We start from the raw sequence: 19,160 nt of genomic DNA on the forward strand, positions 1-19,160 counted from the left end.
ATCAAATAATGAAAAACAGAGTAATAGTCTTAGTTGCATTTTTAGCCGTTGCACTTGCCGCCTGTAAAACCCACGAAACTGCTTCGTTAAGCATTAGCCCCAATGACGGCACAAGCTATAAACTGGGTAACGAAATAGCTGTTAAAGTAGTGATTCCTCCATCTATCAAGGCCGATTCTATCCAGTATTTGATTGATTCCGTTAGGGTAACTTCCCGCAAGGACACCTTAACAGCCAAACTTAAAACCGACTCGTTGAAACTGGGCAACAAGCTGATAACCGCCAAAGTATTTGCCGACGGTAAACCAACGGAAATTTCGACAAATGTACTTTTACTCGCCGCCAAAGCACCCGAAGTGTATACCTACCAGGTGGAAAAGGTGTTTCCGCACGACACAGCTTCGTTTACCGAGGGCCTGCAATATGTTGACGGCGCAATGTACGAAAGCACCGGTTTAGAAAAACAATCGTACCTGTTAAAAACCGATTTGAATACGGGCAAAACCCTAAAATCGGTTAAGCTGGATAGTGCCTATTTTGGCGAGGGCATTGCCGTTGTGGGCGATAAAATAATGCAATTAACCTACAAAACCGCCATAGGCTTTGTTTACGACAAAAACACCTTTAAACAAATAGGCACCTTTAACTACAACTGGGGTAAAGAGGGCTGGGGCGTATGTTTTGACGGTAAAACTATTTATAACGACGACGGTACCAACCGCATTTTTATGCTGAATAAGGATACCTACCGCCCCTATAGTTTTATTGATGTTTACGACGATACCAAAGCCATTGACAGTATAAACGAGATGGAATACATAGACGGTAAAATATACGCCAACATTTGGCAAACCGATACCATTATAGTGATAAACCCCCGCAACGGTGCCGTTTTACAGCGGATAGACCTAAGCAAACTATATCCCCTTGCCACCCGCAACCACAATGCCGACGTACTAAACGGTATAGCCTGGGATGCCAAAGGCCGCCGCATGTTCATCACCGGTAAAAAATGGGACAAAATGTTCCAGGTTAAGTTTGTAAAGCAATAGGGCAGATAAAATTGCATTTCATTGCGAGCGATACATCCCGAGGCTTATAATGGTGAAATGACGGTTAAAATACGAATCGGGTGTCTTCAACTCAAAGCTAATCGTCATGTCCGCTCTGTACAGCTTTGGCCTCTGCGCTCCCTTCTTCGACTGTCGCTCAGAATGAACTTCGTTTAAAGAAGGGAAATAAATCGCTCTTTCTACAGTACTGAAATTGCTTCGTACCTCGACACGAATCGGTTTTTACCTTATCCTGCTTCCTGATTCTCGCTTCTTGACTCTCCTCACCCCTCGCTTCTTGCCTCTCCATCAACAAACCTGTTCACCAGCATCGCAGCCACAGTATCGCCCGTAGCATTCAATAGGGTAGCCACAGGGTCAATAAAGGTACCAATAACAATGGCAGGTGGCAACGCTTCGGGCGGCAGGCCGTAGGCCGATATAAACAGCAATTCGCCAACAAAGCCGCCGTTGGGTATGCCGCCTTCAACAATGCTGACCAACACCGTCATCCCAAGGGCCAGCACTATTACTTGCGGACTATCAAAGCCTTTCCCAAACATGGCAAACACAACTGCCATTTTCAATATCGACGATATGGCCGAACCATCCTTATGCAGCGTTCCGCCAAGCGGAATGGTAATATTGGCTATCACATCGCTAACGCCCATTTTTTTGGCGGCATCTAAATTGGCAGGTATGGTAGCAATGCTGCTGCACGTACCCACCGCCGTTGCCGAGGGGATAATGTTGTTTTGCCAGTACCGCTTTACACCGCGCACGCCACCTGCAATAAAGGCATATAAACTAAAAAATACCGCGTAGTAAAACAGGCTAACCCCATAGCCAATGCCCAGCGTATGCGCATAACTGCCAAATAACGAGGGGCCAAAAGTTGCAACCTGGTAAGCAAAGTAAGCACCTAAACCAATAGGGGCAGGCTTCATGATAATCACGAAAACGTTTTTAAATACCTCTGCTCCCGAAGCTAAAAATTCGCGGAAAGCCAAACCCTTTTCGCCCGATTTTAAGGTGCCGAAGCCTATCAGCAGGGCAAAAATTATCATGGCCAGCATGTTTTTGCGCGATAGCAACTGGTAAAACTCGCCGGTGGTAAATAGCTGGGTTATGGAGTCGCCCGAGAAATTTGTTTCGGCCTCTTGTACGGCGGTAGCTGCCCTTGCAATTTGCTGATGCACCGGGAACAGCCACATAGCCACCATAGTAACCATAGCAGCTACAAGCACAGTACCCAAAAAAACGGCGCACATAATGCCCACTATACGGCTCAGTTTTTGCGAACCCCGCAAGTTGGCAATGGCCGATGCTATTGAAAAAAACACCAGCGGAACTACGGCAACAAACAGCAGGTTTAAAAATATATCGCCAATGGGTTTAAGCAGTTCGGCCTGTTTGCTAAACAGCATACCGGTAATGCTGCCCGCTGTAATGCCGGCAAGCAACCATAAAATGCCGCTGTAGTTTTTTAAAGCCTTGCTCATTTAGCGGCTAATACTTTTGGTACACGTTGTATAAAATATTCATATCAAGCTGGGTAAGTTTGGGCTTAATATCCGTTTGTACAAAGTGGCGTTTAAAGGCAATAATGGCACTGTTTAAGTCGCTGGTATCATAGCCTATCAGGCGCAGGGCGGTTACGTAGTCAAAGTTTTCCGGCGCCAGTTCAAGTATATCATCGCTCCAGTAGCCAAAGCCATGTTCGGCCATTTTTTTCCAGGGGAAGTATGGTCCCGGGTCGGGCTTGCGTTTGGGGGCAAAATCTTCATGACCAATAAAATTGGCCGTAGGTATAAAATAAGTTGTTTTAAGCCGGGTTAACAAGGCAATTAAGCTGTTTATCTGCGCATCGGTATAAGGTTCGTTTCCGTTATTATCAATCTCAATACCTATCGATATGCTGTTCATATCCGTAACGCTGCCCCATTTGCCCACACCGGCATGGTTGGCGCGCAAATAATCGTTAACCATGTGTACCACCTTGCCGTTTTTAGCCACCACATAATGGGCGCTGGTGCCGGTATGCTTAACGGTGAAGGTGCGCAGCGTTTGGCCAAGCGAATCCTGAGCGGTAAAATGGATAATTACATAATTAGGCTTGCGGATGCCGAAGTTAACCGTGCCCACCCAATCTGCCGGGACAGCCAGTCCCGCGCTATCTGTAAGCGCAACCGGCTGCTGCACCTGTAATATTTGCGTAAGCGAATCGGCCTGGTGCTTATAAACCTTGTTGGTTACCGCATACGGCCCCTTAGGCGAACACGCCGAAACCAGCATAACAATAACCGCAATAACAAAATAGGGGTATATATGGGCATTTTTAGCAAAGCCATTTGTGGCGATACCCAAAGCCTTGGCAGCCTCAAATTTAATACGCGGGGGGGAAATAAGGTGTTTTTTCAATGTGCAAATATGTTACCAGCGTGAAAATACAAAATAACCGCAATAAGCCCCTCAATAAAATAAACCTGCTTTGTAAACTTTATGCTACGCGGCAATGGCGTGCACCATAATAGGTAAATGCGGACATTTTAAATGCCGGTTTTCAGGCTTCCGATGTGCGTCATCCAGTTACATAAAGATACAGAAAAATCGGCAAGTTCTTCGGTGTAGGTTACACAATCAAATTGGTGATATGGATGGTCTAATTCGCAATCCCACTCTTCAAAATGCATATCAGGCAGCAACCATTTATCCGCGACTATAACTTTTACCTTTTATTAACAATAAATAGTTTTTAACACCATGTTGTAAGCCTAAAAATATTAGCATAAATTAATAGATTTGAGTGCCGCTTTGTATTTAGATATTTAAAATGAGTTATGAAAGTGATATGCTTAAGAAGTTGGTTATGCCAACAAAAATTGAGGTTGAACATGCTTTGCTTAAGACTCTTTTTAAGCATAATGGTGTAATTAAAGAATTTAGTTCAGGTCAAGAGATAGTTGATGAAATAGCAAATGAGTTTAGTCTTAATGACGATCAAAGGGTAGCATTTTTAGAAACAATATATCGAAAAGAAAATAGAATAAAAAAATCAATATTGTGGCATCGGCTTTTGTTTAGAGCCGCGGACTCATTAGCAAAAGAAAAATTGGTGTCGCGGCCTACGTCGACATTTGCACTTACCAGCCGAAGAGAATGGATGCTTACTGAAGATGGTTATAATAAAGCTTTAGATCTGTTGAATATTCCAACTGCCCAAAAGCTTCTTTTGCCTACCAAGTCTTATGAAGTAGAAAAAATAATTAAAAAGCTAAATGAAAATTTGCGACCACAGAATTATGACCCATTCGACAAATCTAAAAAGACACTTATCACTACAAAAGAATATTCAATAAGAGCACGAGGATTTCGCCAAGCTGTGATTAAGGCATACGATTATAAGTGCGCTTTTTGTGGATTGAAATTACAATCTCCTAACTCATTATTGTGGGAAGTAGAAGCCGCGCATATTGTGCCTCATTGTTTTAAAGGTAAAGATGATATTTGGAATGGAATAGCCTTTTGTCATCTCCATCATTGGGCTTTCGATGTTGGTTGGTTTACATTGCAAGATGATTTTAAAATTACAATATCAGAAAAAGCCAATTTGATGTCTGCAAACTACGGCAAATTTTTTGATCGTGATTTATTACGACCATTAGCTGGTAATAAAATATTTCTTCCTGAAAAGGAGGAAAGTAGCCCACATCCAAATTCTTTATTGTGGCATCGTAAGAATAGATTTTATCATTAATTATTTATTACATATGGACAGAGAGAACATTATTTATTCGCTGACGATTGAAGATATTTATACAGTAGCAGAGGAAGAATTAAATAGAAATTTAACTGAAGAAGAGGTTTTAAAAATTTCTCATAAAATTGGAGATTACATTGATTGGCATCAAGCAATCTTGAATACCATTAACGATACCATCCAATAAAAAATATTCAATATTAGTTATTATCCCTGAATACCCATCTGAATAATAATTCGAATTTTTTTTATTGATTTTGAATCATTACACTATTAAAGCTTATAAAATAAGTGATAAAAATTACAACACTTACAATTCCCCCTCTGCAAAAGTATTCCCTTTACTTAAATCTCCGGTATCAAAACCGCGTTTAAACCAGTAAGCGCGTTGTTGGGATGTGCCGTGGGTAAAGCTATCGGGCGATACGTGGCCGGTGGCTTGCTTTTGCAGGCGGTCGTCGCCAATGGCATGGGCGGCAATCAATACCGAGTCAATGTCCGATCGGTTGATAACAATGCCATTGCCACCGCTTTGTTCGTAATGCGCCCAAATGCCGGCATAAAAATCGGCCTGTAGTTCCAGCTTAACCGATAGCTTATTGTATTCGCTGCTACTAAGCTGATTGCGGGCCTGGTCCATTTTTGCGGAAACTCCTAACAGGTTTTGCACATGGTGGCCAATTTCGTGCGCTATCACGTAAGCTTCGGCAGCCATGCCGGGCGCATGAAAACGATCTTGCAATTCGTTAAAAAAGGCGGTATCCAAATAAACCTTACTATCCGCCGGGCAATAAAACGGACCGCTGGCCGATGTTGCAAAACCGCATCCGGCCTCAACACTGCCGCTGTATAAATATAACTTAGGTTTGGTATAAGTATGCCCTTCGGCGCGAAAAAGGCTGTCCCAAACATCTTCGGTACCGGCCAGCACCACGCCAACAAAACGGCGTTGTACGCTTTGGCCGTTGTAAGTTTGGTTGCCTGGCTGCCCATTGGGGCTATTGCCATATTGGCTTGGCTGTGCGGGGTTGTTACCCGTAAACAAGTAAAACAGCAAACCTATGATACCTAAAATACCACCGCCGCCAAATATCATCCCACGGCCACCGCCGCCACTACCGTTGCCATCTTCCACATTGTCGCTTTGCCTGCCGCCAAACCACTGCATAATAATTCGTTTTAATTCAAATTATTAACCGGGATAGGGGATGATTGTTTTTGGATAGATACAAAAACCAAATTCCAGCACAGCTATCCGTGGTGTTGACCGTTCGGTATCATAGCTGTGATTAGATATAAAAGCAACTGCCCTCACAGCCCAAACTTTAACTCAAAAATTCGGCATCGTCAGGTTCGGGTAGCACAAGCCCAACTTCCATCACTAACTTTCACAGAAGCTGGCGCAGCCGAGAGTTTTCTTTGGTTACTTTCTTTTGCGGAAAAAGAAAGTAACATTCTATACGAGCGCCAAACCCATGCATAGTATTCTATTTAGTTAACCAACCCCCACAACCCTAACTTTCACAGAAGCTGGCGCAGCCGGGAGTTTATTTATGTGTGTTTGATTTTTATGGTATAAATGAGGGCGCTATCGCTCAGTATTTTGGTTACTTTCTTTGCGGAAAAGAAAGTAACATTCTCTACAAGCGACAAATAACACTAAGTAGTAAACACCCCCAACGCCATCGCAATCCTCTCCAATACAACCTCTTTGCCCAACAACGCAGCAATATCAAACACATGCGGACCAAACTTGCCACCCACCAGCATTATACGGAAAGGCAGCATCACATCGCCAATTTTTAAAGCCTTTTCTTCAACCAAAGCTTTAAAAACAGACTCCAGTTCGGCAGGTTCCCAGGTTTGCACATCGGCATATTTGCCCGTTAGTACATTAAAAAAGTCCGTCTTAACGTCCGTCCATTTTGGTTTGACTGACGGCAGGTCGTATTCCGCCGGGGTTTCAAAAAAGTAACCCGACTGGTGGTAAAAATCAGTCAGTAAAATACAGCGGTCTTTAACCGCTTCAATCACTTTAATAAGGTAAGCATCATCATTGGCTTCAATACCACGTATAGCTAATTCGTGTTTAACTTCCAGCTTCAGGCTTTCGGCTGGCAGCCTTTTTATCCACTCGGCATTGTACCATTTGGCCTTTTCAAAGTCAAACTTAGCACCCGCCTTGCTCACCCGCTCTATCGAAAAATTAGCTATCAGCTCATCCAAAGTAAAAATTTCCTGTTCGCCGCCCGTGTTCCAGCCCAGCATGGCCAGCAGGTTTAAAAAAGCCTCTGGCAAAAAGCCCAGCTCGCGGAAACCCGGCGTTAGTTCGCCCGTTTTAGCATCCAGCCAGTTCATGGCATATACCGGGAAACCCAGGCGCGCGCCATCGCGCTTGCTTAGTTTGCCATGCCCGTCGGGCTTTAATATCAATGGTAAATGGGCCCATTGCGGCATATCGGCTTCCCAGCCTAAATATCGCCAAAGCAAAATATGTATGGGTGCGCTGGGCAGCCACTCTTCACCACGAAAGGCGTGGGTAATTTTCATCAAATAATCGTCAACCACTACAGCCAGGTGGTAGGTAGGCATACCATCGGCTTTAAGCAAAACCTTATCATCAACAAGGTTAGTTTCAAAGCTTACATGGCCGCGTATCATATCGTTAAAATGCACACTCTCATCGGTAGGCATTTTAATGCGGATAACGTGTGGGACACCCGCATTAAGCAAATGCTCCACCTCGGCAGTTTTTAACGAAAGCGAATTGCGCAAAGTATCGCGGTACACCTGCCCGTACTGAAAGTTTGGTATCTCCTTGCGGGCATGGTCAAGCTCTTCTGGGGTATCAAAGGCGTAATAAGCATGGCCCTGGGCAACCAGGCGTTCGGCATATTCGCGGTAAATAGGCTTGCGTTCGCTTTGGCGGTAGGGCGCATAGTGGCCACCGGCAACGGGGCTTTCGTCGGGCGTAAGGCCGCACCAGGCAAGGCAATCTAAAATATATTGTTCGGCGCCGTCAACGTAGCGGTTTTGGTCGGTATCTTCAATACGTAACACAAAATCGCCGCCATGTTTTTTGGCAAAAAGGTAGTTAAATAATACGGTACGCACGCCACCGAGGTGTAAACCACCGGTAGGGCTCGGCGCAAAACGCACGCGGACTTTTGAATTTGACATGCCGCAAAGATAGTTTTTTTGGTATCGGTTTTAAGTCGTTTTAATGTCGGATTTCGGTATGTTCGATTTCGGGGTGGGGCGTGAGGGCTCATGAACCAAAGCAATTTTAATTGCTTAAATCGTAAACGGATTTACAATGGTGAGTTGTTTTTCTATGATTTGTCCGTTATTCATATCTTCAGAATATAATAAAGAACATCCCGACTCCAACGCAAATGAAATAATTATGGAGTCAAATAATTGAAAATCATACTTATTCATAATGTCTGCAGCCTTCACTATCATTTGCTCGCTTACGGGAACGTATATTCCTTGTTGAAGGTAGGTTTTTATCAATTCAGCAACTTTAGATTTGGGAAATTTCCATTTGCGAAGACATACATTGGCGAATTCACTAACAGTCTGTGAACAAAATAAGGGCTTGTCGGCTATGATCTGGATAGCGGTATTTTGCTTTTCGGGATAAAAATCATCCAGGGCATAAAGCAATATATTGGTATCAATAGCAATGTTACTCATAGTCGTTCGCTTCGTCACGATCGAATTTATACCCTCCGCTGTTAAAAGTAAAATGCTTCAATTTATCTTTTAAAATGGCAACCCTGGTTTCTTTTGGCGCAGTATCTTTTTCAAATACTTTAGCATCTTCAACAGAGAAGGCAATAACCTCAATCATTTTTCCAACCAAATCATCGGGCAATTCCAGCGTAAGACTATTCTTATCAGATTTTAATATCGTCCGTATCATAATATCAAATTTACAAAAAGTTAAGCTATTGCCGATGATTGTATTTGGAAGTCGTAAAATATAATTTTGATCGTTAGAAAATCAATAAATCCGAAATCCAACCTCCCACATCCGAAATAATTTCGTTTAATTTGGATTATCCATGAAGATGAACCCGTACGAAAATAAGCGCCGCTGGAAGTACCTGCTCCTGTTTTTTGCTGTTATTATAGCAAGCGGTTCGTTACTGTACACCAGCTTTTTAGTGCGCGGCATTGCCCGCAACGAGCGTACCCGGGCCGAAGTATGGGCAATGAGCATCAGGCAGCAATTTTCGGCAGATGATAACGACTTTATTAAATTTGTTACCGATGTGCGCGATAGCCTTGCCGTACCCGCCATTGTGGTTGACGAAATTGGCGACATTAAATTTACCCGCGGGCTCGATTCTACCAAAACCTACCTCCAGGATCCCGGCAATAAAAAACGGAAGATCAAGTTCGATCCGCTTTACTTCCGTGCCCAGCTCGAGTACATGAAGAGCCAGCACGAACCCATTAAAATATCCATTTTTAGTAACGAATACTGGTTGGTTTATTATCAGGATTCGCCCTTGCTAACGCAGTTAAAGGTGTTCCCGTACATTCAGTTAACCGTAATTGCCATTTTTTTACTGGTTGCCTATACGGCCTTTAACTCCTCGCGAAAATCCGAACAAAACCAAGTTTGGGTAGGCTTGGCTAAAGAAACCGCCCACCAGTTGGGTACGCCAATATCATCGTTGATGGCCTGGATTGAACTCATGAAGGATAAGTTTAATGCCGAAGACGACCCGCTGATTGCCGAAATGGAAAACGATGTAAAACGCCTGGAAATTGTGGCCGACAGGTTCTCCAAAATCGGCTCAAAACCCATCCTCGAAGTGCATTCCGTTTACGATGTTGTTAACGATTATGTTAATTACTTTAAGTTTCGCGTAAGCAACAAAATAAGCTTTATAGTAAAAGGCGATGCCAACCTCAAAGCCGGCATAAACATACCCCTGTTTGATTGGGTGTTGGAGAACCTGATGAAAAATGCCATCAACGCTATTGATAATACCGGGAGTATCACGGTAGATATATCGTTACACAACGCCAAAAAACAAATTTATATTGATGTTACCGATACGGGCAAGGGCATTGCAAAATCAAAGTTTTTAACGGTGTTTCAACCCGGCTACACTACGCGCAAACGCGGCTGGGGTTTGGGGCTATCGCTCACCAAGCGAATGATAGAAAATTACCACGAAGGACAGATATTTGTGAAAGACTCCGAATTAGGCAAAGGCACCACATTCCGTATCATATTAAAAAACCGCAGCAATGGGTAAACCACAACCGGGCGATTACGTTCCCTTTCACGAAACCTACATTAGCAAAGTTGGCGAAGGCAGTATTTTAACCATATTGCAAAACCAGCAACAACAAACTTACCAATTTTTTAAATCGCTCACGACAGAGCGGGCTGCTTATGCTTACGCCGAAGGTAAGTGGACAATTAAGCAAACGCTGGGCCACATGATAGATACCGAGCGTATAATGGCTTACCGCGCCCTCCGCTTTGCCCGGAACGACGATACCCCTTTACCCGGTTTCGATCAGGATGAGTATGTGCTTAACTCGCGCCATAACGATTTTGAAATGGACGATATGATAGAGGAGTTTAGGCTTACCCGGCAGGCAAACATCTTTTTTTGTAAAACCCTCAACGCCGAAGAAAAGCAACGCTTTGGCCTGGCAAGCGGCAACCGGGTAACGGTAAATGCCTTGTTATATATTATAGCCGGGCACGAACTGCACCACATCCAAATTATTAAAGAGCGTTATTTATGAGCAGGCTTTGGTTTGGCCAGGCCGATGCCGTCGCAATAAACAACCGCCCTAAAAACCATATAGGTGCCTTACTGGGTATTGAATTTACCGAAATTGGCGACGACTACATCAAGGCCACCATGCCGGTTGACGAGCGTACCCACCAGCCCTATGGTATTTTGCACGGCGGCGCTTCGGTGGTGCTTGCCGAAAGCATAGGCAGCATAGCATCCTCGTTGGTAATTGATCCGGATAAGTATATGGCCGTTGGGCAGGAGGTGAACGCCAACCATTTGCGACCTGTAAAATCGGGCCTGGTTACCGCTGTTTGTACTCCTATACACATTGGCGGCAAAACCCACGTTTGGGATATTAAAATTTATAACGACAAAGGTAAAATGAGCTGCATCAGCAGGCTAACAGTGGCGGTGATACCGAAGGTTTAGGTTATTGTTGGTTCATAGTTGATGGTTCATAGATCATGGATCTCCTTGATAACCAGGCAAGATTTCTTACCATCAACCAATTCACCCGGTCGATATTCTTACTATGAACCATGATCTATGAACCATCACCCAACTCACCCATCAACCTATTTATTCCTTATCCAGCGTTTGTTTTTTCTCTACTAAAAAGGAGGCAAGTAAACCCAGGCCACCAAAAAGGCCTATCATCGAAAAGTAAATTGGGGCAACATGGCCGTCGTCGGTAAATACTTTATGGTCCAGTACAAAGGCAATAAACAACCCCAATCCCGAACCCATCAAAAGCAATCCCCATTTTAAGGTTTGGTAAGGTGCCGATTGTTGTTTGTAAATGCGGGGGTCCATGCCACGCTCAATCATAGCCATTTTTTCGCGTTTGTATAGATAAAAAACGCTGAATATCAATGCGAAAGTGGATAGTGAAATAATAATTCCGGCAAGTATGCCTAAGTTTGCGGTGTCCATAATATTTGTTATTTAAAATAATTTTTAATTTTTGTTAATTAATTCCGTTGTATTTGTAAGCTATGACTACACAGTTTTTAAACAGGTTACACCCTCAAACAAAAAAATTACAATTATTATTTCCGGTTACTACATTCCGATATTTTAACCCGCTGCCGCGTATTGGCTATCATTTAAAGTAATTTCCGGCCCCTGCCGTCTACTCATGTAAATAAAAACAACATGTTTAGTAAACACCATACAGCAAGAGGCGCACAAGGTTGCGGCCCTGCATCAGCAAATTTCGGGCACGGTAAATTACACCACTTTGGCAGGCACATGCGCACCACGGTTTCCAAAGGCCAAAGTACAACGTGCCCCTTAACATTACAGATAACGAAACCAACTTTGAGGTGCATGTATATGCAGTTGGCTTTTTAAAAGAAAACATCAAACTATCCGTAACCGACGATGTACTCTACATCAGCGGAACCCGCACACTTGATGAAAACCAGGAACCAAACTTTAGCCGGCAAGAGTTCCCGGTAAAATCCTTCGAGCGTGTACTCAACCTTAACGGCCAGGTTGATGCCCAAAACATCAGCGCAACCCAAAGCAACGGCGTGCTTACTATCACGCTCCCTAAAACCGTTGAGGCTCAAAAGCCCGCGCAGGAAATTAAGGTTAACTAATATTTGATGGCTTATGCTGTTTATGTAAAACACAAGTTTATTGACTTACTGTATTTTACATAAAAGCATAAAGTTTATTGTTAAATTTGTAGGTAGTAATTCAATTGTGATGGAAAGAATTGTTTTAGAAGTAGATGATAATATAGCACGCAATTGGCGTTATGCATCTGAGCAGAAAAAATTGCAGGTTACTGCAACAGTAAACAACCTGCTAAAAAAAGCATTTGAACAAAAAAACGACGCCGATTTTATACTGTTTGTAAAAGAGGTACAAAACAAAGCCGCTGAACGCGGCCTTACCGAAGATTTGTTGAACGACATATTAAATGGCAAAGACTGATCTGTACATTTTTGATACAAATACTTTAATTAGCGCATTTCTTATTTCGGGTTCTGTTGCTTTTTTTGCTTTAGAAAAAGCCATCGCAAACGGCACTTTGGTTTTCTCAACCGAAACATTTGCTGAATTTGAACAGGTGTTGTTTAGAAAGAAATTTGATAAATACTTTTCTGAGCAAGAACGCATCCAAATTATTGAACGATTGGCCCATGTATCCATATTTATTAAGCCCTTGTCTAATGGTTCTTATTGCCGTGATCCCGACGATGATAAGCTACTTAATTTGGCTATAGACATTTCGGCTTATTGCATCGTGAGCGGAGACAATGATCTGCTGGTTCTGCACCCTTTTAAAAATATTCCCATCATAAAAGCATCTGTTTTCCGAGATCTGTTTGCCGATGATATTAAACAATAAAACCCGCACACTGGCGGGTTTTATTGTTTAATATCATTGCACCTTAACTACGCCTGTTAAACAAAAACGATGCATAGTAAAGCAACGTAGCCAACGAGCCTAAAGCGGCAACCACATACGTCATGGCGGCCCACCATAGGGCGTCTTTGGCTTGCTCATGCTCCTGGTGGGTGCGCATTACGGTGTAATTTTTATTAAGCCAAGCAAGGGCGCGGTTGCTGGCATCAAACTCAACAGGCAGCGTAATAAAGCTAAAAGCGGTAACAAGCCCCAGGGCTATAACGCCAATGGCCAAAACATAGGGGCTGCCCGAAAACACCAGCAACAGCACGCCTATCATCAGCGTCCAGGTGGTTAAGGTTGATGCCGTTTGCACAACCGGCACCATAAACGAGCGGAAACTGAGCCAGCTATATGCCCTTGCATGTTGCACGGCATGCCCGCATTCGTGTGCGGCAATGGCTGCTGCGGCAACGCTGCGGCTATGGTAAACATCGGGACTCAAATTAACGGTTTTAGTTTCCGGGTTGTAATGGTCGGTCAGTTGGCCATCTACCGAAATCACCTGTACATCATAAATATTGTTGTCAATCAACATTTTCTCGGCAACCTCCCTTCCCGAAAGACCCGATAGTAAGCCAATTTCCGAGTATTGTTTAAACTTGTTCCTAAAACGCATCTGCACAAAAAAGCTAACTATCGCAATGGCTATCATCAACAGCCATCCCGAGTTGTAACTCATATATCCCATTAAAAAAAGTAAGTGGTTCATATCTTTAATTTTTATAGTACATTCAAAAAGTATTCCTAATATTAACGCAAAACTTACCGTGTTAGCATCAAATACATTTTCGTACTGGGAGCAAACTGCATTTTTACACGCCGCCGATGTAATTATTATTGGCAGCGGCATAGTAGGTTTAAGTGCAGCGTTGCATTTAAAAGCCCTACAGCCTCAATTAAAAGTAATGGTGTTAGAACGGGGCTTTTTACCCAGCGGTGCCAGTACAAAAAATGCCGGTTTTGCATGTTTCGGCACAGTTTCAGAGCAACTGGAATACCTTGAACAGGCTTCCGAAGATGAGGTTTTAACTCTTGCCCAGTATAAATGGCGCGGCTTGCAACGCCTAAGGCAAAACCTGGGCGATGCTCACATCAACTACCAGCAACACGGCGGTTACGAACTTTTTTTGAACGGAGAAGAAAGCGAAGCAAATAACGCTATTGAAAAATTACACTACCTCAATAAAATTTTACAACCCGTATTAGGAATAACTGACAATTATTCAGTAACGGATGCTAAAATTGCAGCCTTCGGTTTTAAAGGCGTTAGCCGGATGATATACAACACCAGCGAAGGCCAGATAGATACCGGCAAAATGATGCGCACCTTGCTTGCAAAAGTGCAAAGCCTGGGCGTATTGGTGTTAAACAGTTGCCACGTAAACCAAGTATTGGAGGGTGATAATTTTATGCAGGTACTTACCGCCCAAGGCAGCTTTAAATGCAATAAGGTAATTATTGCTACCAATGCCTTTGCGCAACAGTTGTTTCCGCAACTGGCGGTAGTGCCGGGCCGTGGGCAGGTTTTGGTTACCAAACCAGTGGCAGGTTTAAAGCTTAAAGGCACCTATCACTTTAACCAGGGCTATTACTATTTCCGCAATATTGATGGCCGCGTACTATTTGGCGGTGGGCGCAACCTCGATTTTGAGGCCGAACAAACCTGGCACTTTGGCCATACCGAAAAGGTAAAACAGCAACTCACCAGCTATCTTACAGAAGTTATATTGCCCCACCAGCACTTCGAAATTGACTATTGGTGGAGCGGCATAATGGGCTTTGGCGAAGGCGTTAAACCCATAATTAAACAGGTGCAACCCAACGTGTTTTGCGCCGTTAAATGCAACGGCATGGGCGTGGCAATGGGCAGCCTGGTAGGCGAGGAGGTTGCTGAATTGGCTTTGAATAGTTAATCGGTTTTTGGTATCAATAATTTAAAACAGCTCCACCAGCCGCTCCAAAGCCATCCCGCGCGAGCCTTTAATTAAAATGGTAGAGTTTTTAATCGGTTTATTTTTTAAGCCCGCTTGTGCCTCGGCAACGGTGCGGTAAAAGGTGGCATCAACCAGGCCATTTTGTTTATAAAACTCGTCGCCTATAAAAATGCGTTCGTCAATACCGGCCTGCATTGCTTTGGCAACAACACCCAAATGCTCCGCTGCCGATTCTTCGCCCAGTTCAAACATATCGCCCAGTATGGCTACCTTATGTTCGGCAGGTAGTTTATCAATATTTTCAATGGCAACAAACATGCTACTCGGGTTGGCATTGTAATAATCGCAAATTAAGGTGTTAGTTGCCGTTTTAGCTATTTGCGACCGGTTGTTCTGCGGCCGATAGCCGCTTATCCCCGCATAAATTTCCTCCGGCGAAAGCTTAAAATAACAGCCTATACAAATAGCGGCCAATATGTTATGCAAATTATATACACCGGTAAGCTGCGTGCCAGCCTCGTAAACATCCGTTTCGTTACGGGTCCATTTTAACGAAATGTAGGGTGCCGTGTTAACCAGTTCGCCCCGTATAAAATTAATGTTAGGGCGGGTGCCGTAATTATAGCCATCCAAACCCCTTTGTAACTGCATTTGTATCAAATCATCACTATCGGTATTAATAAATAATATTCCGTTGTTTGCTTTAAGGTAATCGTACAATTCGCCTTTTCCTTTTTTTACGCCTTCGGCCCCGCCAAAGCCTTCAAGGTGCGCTTTGCCTACATTGGTAATGAGGCCATAATTGGGCTGCGCAATGCTGCATAGCAGTTCAATTTCTTTTTGATGATTAGCACCCATTTCTATCACAGCCATCTCAATAGTATTGTCAATGCCCAAAATGGTTAACGGTACACCAATATGATTGTTTAAATTACCCGTTGTGGCATAGGTTTTATAATGTTGCGATAGTACCGCCTTAATTAATTCTTTAGTAGTTGTTTTTCCGTTTGATCCCGTGAGGCCAATAAACGGAATATGTAGTTGGCTGCGGTGGTGCGCGGCCAGGTTTTGCAACGCTGTTAATACATCATCAACCAGTATGCATTTATCGGTAAGGGCGTATTGGGCATTATCTACCACGGCATAAGCCGCGCCGGCTTCAAGGGCTTGTTGTGCAAAAGTGTTGGCATCAAACTTATCTCCCTTTAAGGCAAAAAACAGGCTTCCGGGTATTATCTTCCGGGTGTCAGTACTAATAACAGGGTATTGCAGATAAAGCTGATATAACTGATCCGTAGTCATGGGTTGATGAATTGTTGCAATGCAAGTTTAAAAATTTAGCTTCAATAAAAGCAAAAAACACCAAAGCAGTTTTAAGCCCCTAAAAAAATGAAATAATTTTAATTTGCTGTGCACTTTTTTAAAATTATGATAACAAATTAAAGTATGTTATAAAATACTTTTAAATACTTACTTAAACGTAGGTGCGGCTTGAAGATAGCTTGTTTAAATTCGTATTAAACAGGTTTAAGTATTAATTTAACACATACAGCCATGGTAAAAATTAATATAACTACAGCTAACGGCTTCAGCGCTTACGAACTGCAAAAAGTAGAGGCCGCACAACAAGTACTAAACAATATACTTAATAGCGATAAATTTAAAGAGCGTGTTTTGCACTTTAGCACCAATGGACTATATCGGTTTCATTACCGAAAATCGTTTTTAGGTAACTGGATAGATAAACCATACTCTAACAGCGATGTTTACCGCATGTTAACTCAGCCGGATGGGGCAGAGGCTAACGCTATTGATTTAAAGCTTGAGATGTTACCCGGTGGTGATGTTGAACAATTGGGCTATACCAACCCCGATACACAGCATATTTACACCTACCGCAATTGGTTTAACAGCCTGTCGTTAGCGGGTTATACCAGCCATTTGGCCCACGAGTGGTGCCACCAGCTGGGTTTTAACCACGAAAGTAAGCCAACCGAAAAAAACGAGTATTCTGTTCCGTTTGGTATAGGCAAAATAACCGAAAACATAGCCTGGGAGTGTTAAGCGTTTTCGCGCTGCATCCATGCCAAAACGGCCTTAATCTCGGTGTAGGTATAATTTTCGCCTAATACTTCTTTAAGTGGGGCAAGGCGTTCGTGGCCGTAGCTTTCTATGGCTTCTTTAATGGTATCAATCTTGCCCATCTCAACCAATTCAAAAACGTCAAGTTCGCCGGTTTGTACAAACTGGCATAAATGCGCTTCTATAGTCATGGGCGATAGTTTCCGTTCGGCAGCAATTTCGGCTACCGACAGGCCTGCTTTAAATAAATTTAAACTTTCGGCTTGTGTACTGTTGGTGCGGTTTGTTTTAACCTTCCGTTCGCGCTTAGGTGCTTTTTTTGCCATGAGCGATGTTAACCCGTATTGTTTGCAATAAGCAAGCACGGCCTCAGTAACCTCGCTGCCATAACGCTCCATTTTAACATCGCCAAAGCCCGATATTTGCCGCAGTTCCGTTAAACCGGCAGGCAGGTAAGTAGCTATCTCCAGCAAGGTAGCGTCGGATAATATAATGTAAGCAGGCACGTTTTCGCGAGTAGCAATTTTTAGCCTGATGTCTTTCAATTGCAGCAATAGGCCGGCCTCGTAAGGCATCACTTCGGCAACCTGTTCTTGCTGCAACGTTTGCGATTGGGTAAGTTGCACCCTTTGAAAGCCTTTCAGTACATCGGTAGCTATCGGGTTTAGTTTCAAAACAGGGTAGGGGTCGCCCTCCGTGCGGATGTACCCCCTGGCTATTAACTCGCGTATGTACTGCTGCCAGTCGGCCTTACTTATATCTGCACCTATGCCATAGGTTTTAAGTTGTTTATGCTGGTCGCGCAGCTTTTCGTTTTTCGATCCGCGCAGCAAATCAATTACGTAACCCATGCCAAAACTTTCGCCCAGCCGCGCTATTGCCGAAAATGCCTTTTGTGCGATGATGGTGCCATCAATTTTTTCGTATTCGCTTAGGCAAACATCGCACTGGCCGCAATTATCGGGTGCCTGCTCATCAAAGTAACGTAGTAAAAATTGGCGGCGGCAGGTTTGCAGTTGGCAAAAGGTAACTATATCATCAAGCTTTTTAAGCATTATTTTGCTTTGCTCTTCGTTACCTTCAACCTTGGCAAAGCCTTTAAGTTTTTCAAAATCACCATACGAAAAAAACAGCAATGCCTTGCTTGGCAAACCGTCCCTGCCCGCGCGCCCCGTTTCCTGGTAATAACCCTCAATGTTTTTGGGCATATCCATATGCACCACAAACCGCACGTTCGATTTATTGATGCCCATCCCAAAGGCTATGGTGGCTACAATTATTTTAACCTCGTCGCGTAAAAAGGCTTCCTGGTTTTTATCTTTGGTGGCCTTATCCAGCCCGGCATGGTAAGCCTCTGCCGAATAACCCTGACTCCGCAATTCCGATGCTAAATTCTCGGTTGATTGCCGAGACAAGCAATAAATAATCCCCGAATCATCCTTATGCTCATCCAAAAAAGTAAGCAACTGGTTAAAGCTGTTTTTTTTGGGCGATATGCGGTAGTTAATGTTCTTCCTGTCGAACGACGAAACAAACTCCCGCGGATTATTCAGCTTGAGTTTATCCAGTATATCCTTCCGGGTTATTTTATCGGCTGTGGCAGTTAAGGCAATTACGGGTATATTAGGGAACGATATTTTTAACCCCGCCAGCATCAAATACTCGGGCCTGAAATCATGGCCCCAGTGCGATATACAGTGCGCCTCGTCAATAGCTATCAGCGATACCTTGAGTGTCTTCAAAAAATCAATCAACCGGCTTTCCGAACTAAACAAACGCTCCGGTGCAAGGTAAAGCAGCTTAATTTGGTTGGCTTTTAATTGTTTTACTATTTCCCGCTGCTCATTATCGTTTTGCGACGAGTTTAAAAAGGCGGCATTAATACCGTTAATATTCAATGCATCAACCTGGTCTTTCATCAAGGCAATCAACGGCGAAATTACAACCGTTAACCCATCAAACATTACTGCCGGCAACTGGTAACAAATAGATTTTCCTCCGCCCGTAGGCATCAGCACCATAGCATCCTGTTGGTTTAAAACATGCGTAATAATGGCTTCCTGCTCGTGCCTAAACTCGTTATAACCAAAATATTTATGTAGTGCCTGGTGGGTAGTCATGGTAAATGTT

General features: G+C 43.4%; 22 protein-coding genes. 11 read left to right on the forward strand and 11 right to left on the reverse strand.

Going from position 1 to position 19,160, the window contains the following annotated elements:
- Positions 1 to 8 precede the first annotated feature (8 nt).
- A complete protein-coding gene (locus tag BDD43_RS07245; RefSeq protein WP_121197049.1) occupies positions 9 to 1,052 on the forward strand; it encodes a glutaminyl-peptide cyclotransferase in 1,044 nt (347 codons plus the stop codon).
- A gap of 284 nt (positions 1,053 to 1,336) precedes the next feature.
- On the opposite strand, the gene BDD43_RS07250 is transcribed toward BDD43_RS07245, so the two are convergent.
- From BDD43_RS07250 to BDD43_RS29935, 3 genes are all read right to left on the reverse strand, one after another.
- Complete coding sequence (locus BDD43_RS07250; protein WP_121197050.1) at positions 1,337 to 2,554, reverse strand: dicarboxylate/amino acid:cation symporter; 1,218 nt, start codon at positions 2,552 to 2,554, stop codon at positions 1,337 to 1,339.
- A gap of 7 nt (positions 2,555 to 2,561) precedes the next feature.
- Entirely contained in the window at positions 2,562 to 3,347 is a 786-nt protein-coding gene (locus BDD43_RS07255; RefSeq protein ID WP_121201912.1) for an N-acetylmuramoyl-L-alanine amidase, read from the reverse strand.
- Positions 3,348 to 3,601: 254 nt separating this feature from the next.
- Complete coding sequence (locus BDD43_RS29935) at positions 3,602 to 3,745, reverse strand: hypothetical protein (RefSeq protein ID WP_162846998.1); 144 nt, start codon at positions 3,743 to 3,745, stop codon at positions 3,602 to 3,604.
- 140 nt (positions 3,746 to 3,885) lie between these two features.
- Here BDD43_RS29935 and BDD43_RS07260 point away from each other — a divergent pair, with 140 nt between their 5' ends.
- Together BDD43_RS07260 and BDD43_RS29940 are read left to right on the forward strand one after the other, a co-directional pair.
- On the forward strand, positions 3,886 to 4,809 hold the full coding sequence (locus BDD43_RS07260) for an HNH endonuclease (RefSeq protein ID WP_121197051.1): 924 nt from the start codon (positions 3,886 to 3,888) through the stop codon (positions 4,807 to 4,809).
- A gap of 13 nt (positions 4,810 to 4,822) precedes the next feature.
- Positions 4,823 to 4,999: a hypothetical protein gene (locus tag BDD43_RS29940; RefSeq protein ID WP_162846999.1), complete on the forward strand. Its 177-nt coding sequence runs from the start codon at positions 4,823 to 4,825 to the stop codon at positions 4,997 to 4,999.
- A gap of 123 nt (positions 5,000 to 5,122) precedes the next feature.
- On the opposite strand, the gene ypfJ is transcribed toward BDD43_RS29940, so the two are convergent.
- The 4 genes from ypfJ to BDD43_RS07280 all read right to left on the reverse strand — a co-directional run bounded on the left by ypfJ (position 5,123) and on the right by BDD43_RS07280 (position 8,740).
- Positions 5,123 to 5,980 (reverse strand): KPN_02809 family neutral zinc metallopeptidase, encoded by an 858-nt coding sequence (gene ypfJ / locus BDD43_RS07265; RefSeq protein WP_121197052.1) that lies wholly within the window; start codon positions 5,978 to 5,980, stop codon positions 5,123 to 5,125.
- Positions 5,981 to 6,471: 491 nt separating this feature from the next.
- Entirely contained in the window at positions 6,472 to 7,992 is a 1,521-nt protein-coding gene (gene gltX, locus BDD43_RS07270; protein WP_121197053.1) for a glutamate--tRNA ligase, read from the reverse strand.
- Positions 7,993 to 8,106: 114 nt separating this feature from the next.
- Entirely contained in the window at positions 8,107 to 8,511 is a 405-nt protein-coding gene (locus tag BDD43_RS07275; RefSeq protein WP_121197054.1) for a PIN domain-containing protein, read from the reverse strand.
- Complete coding sequence (locus BDD43_RS07280; protein WP_121197055.1) at positions 8,504 to 8,740, reverse strand: hypothetical protein; 237 nt, start codon at positions 8,738 to 8,740, stop codon at positions 8,504 to 8,506. The genes BDD43_RS07275 and BDD43_RS07280 overlap by 8 nt, the downstream gene beginning before the upstream one ends.
- A gap of 148 nt (positions 8,741 to 8,888) precedes the next feature.
- Between BDD43_RS07280 and BDD43_RS07285 the strand changes: the two genes are divergently transcribed.
- The 3 genes from BDD43_RS07285 to BDD43_RS07295 are packed head-to-tail and all read left to right on the forward strand — an operon-like array spanning position 8,889 to position 11,018.
- Positions 8,889 to 10,091 (forward strand): sensor histidine kinase, encoded by a 1,203-nt coding sequence (locus BDD43_RS07285; RefSeq protein WP_121197056.1) that lies wholly within the window; start codon positions 8,889 to 8,891, stop codon positions 10,089 to 10,091.
- Positions 10,084 to 10,593 (forward strand): DinB family protein, encoded by a 510-nt coding sequence (locus BDD43_RS07290; RefSeq protein WP_121197057.1) that lies wholly within the window; start codon positions 10,084 to 10,086, stop codon positions 10,591 to 10,593. Before BDD43_RS07285 ends, BDD43_RS07290 begins: the two co-directional genes overlap by 8 nt.
- On the forward strand, positions 10,590 to 11,018 hold the full coding sequence (locus BDD43_RS07295; protein WP_121197058.1) for a hotdog fold thioesterase: 429 nt from the start codon (positions 10,590 to 10,592) through the stop codon (positions 11,016 to 11,018). Before BDD43_RS07290 ends, BDD43_RS07295 begins: the two co-directional genes overlap by 4 nt.
- A 150-nt stretch (positions 11,019 to 11,168) precedes the next feature.
- On the opposite strand, the gene BDD43_RS07300 is transcribed toward BDD43_RS07295, so the two are convergent.
- Positions 11,169 to 11,522 carry a DUF6249 domain-containing protein gene (locus tag BDD43_RS07300; protein ID WP_121197059.1) on the reverse strand — a complete coding sequence of 118 codons (354 nt, stop codon included), beginning with the start codon at positions 11,520 to 11,522 and terminating at the stop codon, positions 11,169 to 11,171.
- 353 nt (positions 11,523 to 11,875) lie between these two features.
- Between BDD43_RS07300 and BDD43_RS07305 the strand changes: the two genes are divergently transcribed.
- The 3 genes from BDD43_RS07305 (at position 11,876) to BDD43_RS07315 (ending at position 12,951) form a co-directional block, all read left to right on the forward strand.
- A complete protein-coding gene (locus BDD43_RS07305; protein ID WP_162847000.1) occupies positions 11,876 to 12,193 on the forward strand; it encodes an Hsp20/alpha crystallin family protein in 318 nt (105 codons plus the stop codon).
- A 109-nt stretch (positions 12,194 to 12,302) separates the two neighbouring features.
- A complete protein-coding gene (locus BDD43_RS07310; protein WP_147425587.1) occupies positions 12,303 to 12,533 on the forward strand; it encodes a hypothetical protein in 231 nt (76 codons plus the stop codon).
- Positions 12,520 to 12,951, forward strand: a complete 432-nt coding sequence (locus BDD43_RS07315; RefSeq protein WP_121197062.1) for a putative toxin-antitoxin system toxin component, PIN family — start codon at positions 12,520 to 12,522, stop codon at positions 12,949 to 12,951. The genes BDD43_RS07310 and BDD43_RS07315 overlap by 14 nt, the downstream gene beginning before the upstream one ends.
- A 43-nt stretch (positions 12,952 to 12,994) precedes the next feature.
- On the opposite strand, the gene BDD43_RS07320 is transcribed toward BDD43_RS07315, so the two are convergent.
- A complete protein-coding gene (locus BDD43_RS07320; protein ID WP_121197063.1) occupies positions 12,995 to 13,723 on the reverse strand; it encodes a zinc metallopeptidase in 729 nt (242 codons plus the stop codon).
- 58 nt (positions 13,724 to 13,781) lie between these two features.
- Here BDD43_RS07320 and BDD43_RS07325 point away from each other — a divergent pair, with 58 nt between their 5' ends.
- Positions 13,782 to 14,927: an NAD(P)/FAD-dependent oxidoreductase gene (locus BDD43_RS07325; protein ID WP_121197064.1), complete on the forward strand. Its 1,146-nt coding sequence runs from the start codon at positions 13,782 to 13,784 to the stop codon at positions 14,925 to 14,927.
- Positions 14,928 to 14,948: 21 nt separating this feature from the next.
- On the opposite strand, the gene BDD43_RS07330 is transcribed toward BDD43_RS07325, so the two are convergent.
- Positions 14,949 to 16,250 (reverse strand): UDP-N-acetylmuramoyl-tripeptide--D-alanyl-D-alanine ligase, encoded by a 1,302-nt coding sequence (locus tag BDD43_RS07330; RefSeq protein WP_121197065.1) that lies wholly within the window; start codon positions 16,248 to 16,250, stop codon positions 14,949 to 14,951.
- A 252-nt stretch (positions 16,251 to 16,502) separates the two neighbouring features.
- On the opposite strand from BDD43_RS07330, the gene BDD43_RS07335 reads away from it, so the two are divergent.
- The gene (locus BDD43_RS07335; RefSeq protein ID WP_121197066.1) at positions 16,503 to 17,012 is read left to right on the forward strand and encodes a hypothetical protein; all 510 of its coding nucleotides are present in this window, start codon (positions 16,503 to 16,505) and stop codon (positions 17,010 to 17,012) included.
- Here BDD43_RS07335 and recQ read toward each other — a convergent pair.
- Positions 17,009 to 19,150 (reverse strand): DNA helicase RecQ, encoded by a 2,142-nt coding sequence (recQ, locus tag BDD43_RS07340; protein WP_121197067.1) that lies wholly within the window; start codon positions 19,148 to 19,150, stop codon positions 17,009 to 17,011. The two genes, BDD43_RS07335 and recQ, sit on opposite strands and share 4 nt — an antisense overlap.
- Between the last annotated feature and the right edge of the window lie 10 nt (positions 19,151 to 19,160).

The sequence above is a fragment of the Mucilaginibacter gracilis genome (assembly GCF_003633615.1).
GTDB classification, from domain to species: domain Bacteria; phylum Bacteroidota; class Bacteroidia; order Sphingobacteriales; family Sphingobacteriaceae; genus Mucilaginibacter; species Mucilaginibacter gracilis.